Below are 5,771 nucleotides of genomic sequence, written 5' to 3'. Positions count from 1 at the left end.
GCGGGGCCGCGCGCTAAACTCGCTTCGCTCGGACAACGCGCGCTCGCCGAGCGGCTGGCGCCGCTCGGCGTCCCCGCTCGGGCTGCGATGCTCGGCGCGTTCGAAAGGACGCCCGCCGGGGGCCCCGCCCGGGAGCGAGCCGCCGGGGAGGCTACCTTCTGGGGGAGGGGAGCCGGTCGGCGGCGGCGCTAGCGGCGCGGCAGCTCGCTGGCGTGGGGCTTGAGGACCTGGAGCAGCCCGGCGTGGGCCTTGGGAGAGGCGGCGACTACGTGGCCGCTGCCCAGGGCGTCGTCCTCGCCGCGGATGCCGGTGACGACGCCGCCGGCCTCGCTGACGAGCAGCGCCCCGCCGGCGATATCCCACGGGTTGAGGCCGAGCTCGAAGAAGCCGTCGAGCCGCCCGGCGGCGACGTAGGCCAGGTCGAGGGCCGCCGAGCCGGCGCGGCGCATGTCCTCGGCGCGCTCGGCGACGCCGCTGAACATCCCCATGTACGGCTTGAACAGGTGGGGGTTCTTGAAGGGGAAGCCGGTGCCGACGAGGGTGCCGTCGACCCCGCGGGGCTTGGAGACCCGGATCCGGTGGCCGTCGAGCTGCGCCCCCTCGCCCCGGGCGGCGGTGAACAGCTCCTGGCGCAGGGGGTCGTAGACGACGGCCGCCTCGAGCTGGCCGCGGCGCTGGACGGCGATGGAGATGCCGATGTGCGGGAAGCCGTGGAGGAAGTTGGCGGTGCCGTCGAGGGGGTCGACGATCCACGTGTACTCGGCCTCGCCGCTGTCCCGGCCGTGGGTGCCGCTCTCCTCGGCGAGGACGCTGTGCTGCGGGTAGGCGCGCCGGAGGGTGCGGAGGATGGCCTCCTCGGCCTGGCGGTCGATGTCGCAGACGAAGTCGTAGCGGCCCTTGCTCTCGACCTGGACGCGGTCGAGGCGATCGATACTGCGGGCGATAATGTCACCGGCGGACCGCGCCGCGCGGACCGCGATATTGACCATTGGATGCATCGGGGGAAACTCCTGTGCTCGACGCGCGATAGCATACCAATAAAACGCGGATCGTTTCAGATGGGGGAGCGCCTTGAGGCTTGAAGACGTACGCATCGTCCTGGTGGGGACGAGCCATCCCGGCAATATCGGAGCGGCCGCCCGGGCCATGCGGGCGATGGGGCTGGAGCGCCTCCACCTGGCGGCGCCGCAGTGCGACCCCCTCGATGCGCAGGCCTGCGCGCAGGCGGCCCACGGCGAGGCGCTCCTCCACCAGGCCGTGGTCCATCCGGATCTCGACGCCGCGCTCAGCGGCTGCCAGCTCGCCTACGGCCTCTCGGCCCGGCGCCGCGCCGAGCGCCACCCGGTGCGCGAGCTGCGCCCGGCGGCGGAGGAGGCCGCCGCCCAGGCGGGCGGGGAGCAGGCGTGGGTCTTCGGCCGGGAGCGCACGGGGCTGACCAACGTCGAGCTCGACCGCTGCCACTACCTGGTCCACATCCCGACCGACCCGGCGTGCAGCTCGCTGAATGTCGCGCAGTCCGTGCAGCTGGTAGCGTGGGAGCTGCGCATGGCGGCCGGGGCGGCGCCGGCGGCCGGCGCCGCCGCCGGGCCGGAGCCGGCGGGGGTCGACGCCCTGGAGCGCTTCTTCGGCCACCTCGAGGAGGTCGCCGGCGCCGTCGGCTACCTGCGCCGCCAGAACCCCGAGCTGACCATGCGCCGGATGCGCAACCTCTTTCGCCGCGCGCAGCCCACCGACGACGAGCTGCGCATGCTCCGCGGCCTGTTCAACCACATCCTCGATCACCGACGCTGGTCCTGAGAGGCTGCAAACGAAGGAAGAGGGATGCTCACACGCCTGCGCGAGGATATCCGCTGTGTCCAGGCGCGCGACCCGGCGGCGCGCCACGCCTTCGACGTCCTGACCACCTACCCGGGGGTCCACGCCCTGCTCTGGCACCGGTTCAACGCCTGCCTGTGGCGCTGGCGGCTGCGCTGGCTGGCGAAGCTCCTGAGCCTCGTCAGCCGCTGGCTGACCGGCATCGAGATCCACCCGGGGGCGCAGATCGGCCGGCGCTTCTTCATCGACCACGGCATGGGCGTGGTCATCGGCGAGACCGCCGATATCGGCGACGACGTGACCCTCTACCACGGGGTGACCCTCGGCGGGACGAGCTGGCAGGCGGGCAAGCGCCACCCCACCCTCGGCAACGACGTGGTCGTCGGCGCCGGGGCCAAGCTCCTCGGCCCCATCCGGGTCGGCGACGGCGCGCGGATCGGCTCCAACGCCGTGGTCCTCAAGGACGTCCCCGAGGGGGCGACGATGGTGGGCATCCCCGCCCGGCAGGTCGGCGGGCGCCCGGCCGAGGGGGACCGCCGGGCGGAGGTGGCGCGGCGGATCGGCTTCGACGCCTACGGCACCACGGAGATGCCGGACCCGGTGGCGCAGGCGGTCAACGCCATCCTCGACCATATCCACGTCACCGACCGGCGGCTCGAGGAGCTGTGCAGCGCGGTGCGCGAGCTCGGCGGGCGCATGGAGGAGACGCGGGTGCCGGATCTGGAAATCGACGAGTCGTCGGTGGACAGCGGCTGCTTCGGCGAGGAGCGCGAGCCGCCGGAGCGCTGACCGGCGCGCCCCTGGCCTCGGCGCTGCGCGGCGCGGTAGCGTAGACTGTCCGTGGAGAGTCCCGGCCCGCTGGGGCCGGGAGGCGCAAGCAGCAGGAGGGGCCACCGATGCCGGTCACGCTAACCGAGCGCGCTGCCGAGCACGTCCGCCGGCAGATCGCCCAGCACCCCAGCGGCGCCGTCGGCCTGCGGCTGGGCATCAAGGCGAGCGGCTGCTCCGGGTTCCGCTACGTCGTCGACTACGCCGAGCAGGTCGGCGAGGAGGATCTTGTCGTCGAGGCGCACGGCGTCCAGGTCGTCGTCGCCCGCCGCCACGTCCCCTTCCTCGAGGGCACCGAGGTCGACTTCGTGCGCGACGGCCTGAATCAGCGCTTCGACTTCCGCAACCCCAACGCCCGCGATCTGTGCGGCTGCGGCGAGAGCTTCGCCGTCTAGGCGGCGGGGCGCGCCGTTACCGATCGCCTCGCCCGGCGTGGTACAGTAGCGGCGTGGCCAGGGGCGCTCACCCACGCCTGCCGAGCGCCCCGTGAGCGAGCCAGCACCCCGAGGGGCGGCCGCAGCTTGCTTGCGCTGCGGCCTTTTTGTTGAATGCCCATCAGCACAAAGATTTAGAGAAGGAGCGCCTTCATGGCCGTGGAGCGAACCCTTTCGATCATCAAGCCCGACGCCGTCGCCCGCAACGCCATCGGCGAGATCCTCGCGCGCTTCGAGCGCTCGGGGCTGCGGGTCGTGGCCGCGCGGATGGTGCAGATGAGCACCGAGCAGGCGGAGAGCTTCTACGCCGTCCACCGCGAGCGGCCCTTCTTCAATGACCTCGTCGGCTTCATGACCTCGGGGCCGGTGCTCGTCCAGGTCCTCGAGGGCGAGGACGCCATCCGCAAGAACCGCGAGATCATGGGCGAGACCAACCCCAAGGAGGCGGCCGCGGGGACGCTGCGCCACGACTTCGCCGAGAGCATCGACGCCAACGCCGTGCACGGCTCCGACAGCCCGGAGACGGCGGAGCGCGAGATCGACTTCTTCTTCAAGGCCGATGAGATCTTCTCCCGCTGAGCACCACGAGTCGGCCCATGCCGCCGCTGAGCCCGGGCCGGTGGAGCTGCTCGGGCTCGACCGGCCCCGGCTGGCGATGTTCTTCGAGTCGCTCGGCGAGCGGCGCTTCCGGGCCCGGCAGGTCATGCAGTGGCTCCACCAGCGCCGGGTCTACGACTTCGACGCCATGACGGACCTCAGCAAGGCCCTGCGCGCCCGCCTGGGGCGGGCCGCGCAGGCGAGCCTGCCGCAGGTGGCCGCCGATCAGTGCTCGCGCGACGGCACGCGCAAGTGGGTCGTCCGGCTCGCCGACGGCAACTGCGTGGAGGCGGTCTACATCCCCGAGCCCAAGCGCGGGACGCTGTGCATCTCCCCGCAGGCCGGCTGCCCGATGGGGTGCACCTTCTGCGCCACCGGCGAGGGCGGCTTCGCGCGCAACCTCACCGCCGCCGAGATCGTCGGCCAGGTGCACATCGCCCTGGACCGCCTGCCGCCGGAGTCGGTGACCAATATCGTCTTCATGGGCATGGGCGAGCCGCTGCTCAACTTCGACCCGGTGATCTCCGCCTCGCGGATCTTCACCGACGACTACGGCCTCGTCCTCTCCAAGCGCCGCGTCACCATCTCCACCTCCGGCATCGTGCGCGCCATCGAGCGGCTGCGGGGGGTCACCGACGTGAGCCTGGCCGTCTCCCTGCACGCGCCGAGCAACGAGCTGCGCAACCAGCTCGTGCCGGTCAACCGCAAGCAGCCCCTCGAGCGGCTCCTCCCGGCCTGCCACGACTATATCCGCGACAAGCCCCATCGGCGGATCACGTGGGAGTACGTCATGCTCGACGGGGTCAACGACGGCGATCAGCACGCCGAGCAGCTCGCCCGGCTGCTCAGCGGCATCCCGTCGAAGATCAACCTCATCCCGTTCAACCCCTATCCGGGGGCGCGGTTCGGGCGCTCCCCCGACAGCCGGGTCCGCCGCTTCGCGGACCGGCTCCTCGAGCGCGGCTACACCGCCACCGTCCGCGAGACCCGGGGCGACGACATCGACGGCGCGTGCGGGCAGCTCGTCGGTGAGGTCCGCGAGGCGAGGCCGAGCAGGGTGGCGGCCTCGGCGTGAGGCTCGCGCCAGTGCTCCTCGCCGCCCTGCTCGCCGCCGGCTGCGCGGCCGGCCCGCAGGTCCCCGACCGTAGCCGGGCCGCCGACAGCCACGCCGGGGTCGGCCTGCACCTGATCGCCCAGGGCCGCCTCGAGCAGGCCCGTGCGCCCCTGGAGCGGGCCCTGGAGCTGGTCCCCGGGCACCCCGAGGCGCTGACCGGCATGGGGCTGCTGGCCGAGGCGGCCGGCGAGATGGAGCGGGCGCGGACGTACCACCGCCGCGCCGTGGACGCCGCCCCCGGCTCCGGGGCCATCCGCAACAACTACGGCCGGCTGCTGTGCCGGCTCGGCCGGATCGACGCCGGGCTCGAGGCGCTCGAGGCCGCCGCGGCGGCGGAGGGCTACGCCTCGGCCGAGGTGCCGCTGACGAACGCGGCCCGCTGCCTCCTGCGGGAGGGGCGCCGGGAGGAGGCCCGCGGCTGGCTCCGCAAGGCCCTGGAGGCGGCGCCCGGCTTCGCCCCGGCGCTTACGGCGCGGGCCGAGGCGTACTACCTTGCCGGCGAGTACGCCGCTGCCGCCGCCGACCTGGAGCGCGCCCGCGCGGCGGGCGGGGGCGCGCGGACGCTCTACTGGTCGGTGCGCACGGCGCGGGCGCAGGGGGAGGCGGAGGCCGCGGCGTCGTACCGGCGGCGGCTGCGGGAGCGCTTCCCCGATTCGGCGTATCGACAACGCCTAGGCGACGACGAGGGTGCGCCATGAGTGACGGGCAGCAATCCGAGCACGAGGCCGAGCCGGGGCGCCAGTGGGGCGCGGGCGACGGCGCGCCGGAGCAGCCGGAGAGCCGCAGCGGCGTCGGGGCCCGCCTGCGCCAGGCCCGGGAGGCCCAGGGGCGCTCGGCGCGGGCCGTGGCCTCGAGCCTCAACCTGCCGCTGGTGACCGTCGAGGCCCTCGAGGGCGGCGAGCGCGAGGGCCTCCCGCCGACGACCTTCGTGCGCGGCTACCTGCGCAACTACGCGCAGCTCGTCGGCCTCGACCCCGAGGAGG

General features: G+C 73.7%; 8 protein-coding genes. 7 read left to right on the top strand and 1 reads right to left on the bottom strand.

Annotation, left to right across the window (positions count from 1 at the left end; all coding sequences use genetic code 11):
• Positions 1–188: 188 nt before the first annotated feature.
• On the bottom strand, positions 189–998 hold the full coding sequence (locus CKO13_RS10245) for an inositol monophosphatase family protein (protein ID WP_200260484.1): 810 nt from the start codon (positions 996–998) through the stop codon (positions 189–191).
• A 73-nt stretch (positions 999–1,071) separates the two neighbouring features.
• Between CKO13_RS10245 and CKO13_RS10240 the strand changes: the two genes are divergently transcribed.
• From CKO13_RS10240 to CKO13_RS10210, 7 genes are all read left to right on the top strand, one after another.
• Positions 1,072–1,797, top strand: a complete 726-nt coding sequence (locus CKO13_RS10240; RefSeq protein WP_200260481.1) for an RNA methyltransferase — start codon at positions 1,072–1,074, stop codon at positions 1,795–1,797.
• Between the two features lie 24 nt (positions 1,798–1,821).
• The gene (cysE, locus tag CKO13_RS10235; protein ID WP_200260478.1) at positions 1,822–2,604 is read left to right on the top strand and encodes a serine O-acetyltransferase; all 783 of its coding nucleotides are present in this window, start codon (positions 1,822–1,824) and stop codon (positions 2,602–2,604) included.
• 107 nt (positions 2,605–2,711) lie between these two features.
• Positions 2,712–3,038, top strand: coding sequence for a HesB/IscA family protein (locus CKO13_RS10230; protein ID WP_200260475.1), 327 nt, complete (start codon positions 2,712–2,714; stop codon positions 3,036–3,038).
• 192 nt (positions 3,039–3,230) lie between these two features.
• Complete coding sequence (gene ndk, locus CKO13_RS10225; protein WP_200260472.1) at positions 3,231–3,656, top strand: nucleoside-diphosphate kinase; 426 nt, start codon at positions 3,231–3,233, stop codon at positions 3,654–3,656.
• Positions 3,637–4,749 (top strand): dual-specificity RNA methyltransferase RlmN, encoded by a 1,113-nt coding sequence (gene rlmN / locus CKO13_RS10220; RefSeq protein ID WP_200260469.1) that lies wholly within the window; start codon positions 3,637–3,639, stop codon positions 4,747–4,749. The genes ndk and rlmN overlap by 20 nt, the downstream gene beginning before the upstream one ends.
• Positions 4,746–5,486 carry a tetratricopeptide repeat protein gene (locus CKO13_RS10215; RefSeq protein ID WP_200260466.1) on the top strand — a complete coding sequence of 247 codons (741 nt, stop codon included), beginning with the start codon at positions 4,746–4,748 and terminating at the stop codon, positions 5,484–5,486. The genes rlmN and CKO13_RS10215 overlap by 4 nt, the downstream gene beginning before the upstream one ends.
• Positions 5,483–5,771, top strand: a 289-nt coding sequence (locus CKO13_RS10210) for a helix-turn-helix domain-containing protein (RefSeq protein ID WP_200260463.1), incomplete at its 3' end; no start/stop codon positions are given. The genes CKO13_RS10215 and CKO13_RS10210, both read left to right, overlap by 4 nt.

The organism is Halorhodospira neutriphila, from assembly GCF_016584055.1.
Lineage (GTDB): Bacteria > Pseudomonadota > Gammaproteobacteria > Nitrococcales > Halorhodospiraceae > Halorhodospira > Halorhodospira neutriphila.
This window is presented reverse-complemented; position numbering and strand designations above follow the sequence as displayed.

Excerpts from the sequence above, each read along its gene's own strand:
- CKO13_RS10245 (WP_200260484.1), bottom strand. The coding sequence starts at position 998 with ATGCATCCAATGGTCAATATCGCGGTCCGCGCGGCGCGGTCCGCCGGT.
- cysE (WP_200260478.1), top strand. The coding sequence starts at position 1,822 with ATGCTCACACGCCTGCGCGAGGATATCCGCTGTGTCCAGGCGCGCGAC.
- CKO13_RS10230 (WP_200260475.1), top strand. The coding sequence starts at position 2,712 with ATGCCGGTCACGCTAACCGAGCGCGCTGCCGAGCACGTCCGCCGGCAG.
- ndk (WP_200260472.1), top strand. The coding sequence starts at position 3,231 with ATGGCCGTGGAGCGAACCCTTTCGATCATCAAGCCCGACGCCGTCGCC.
- rlmN (WP_200260469.1), top strand. The coding sequence starts at position 3,637 with ATGAGATCTTCTCCCGCTGAGCACCACGAGTCGGCCCATGCCGCCGCT.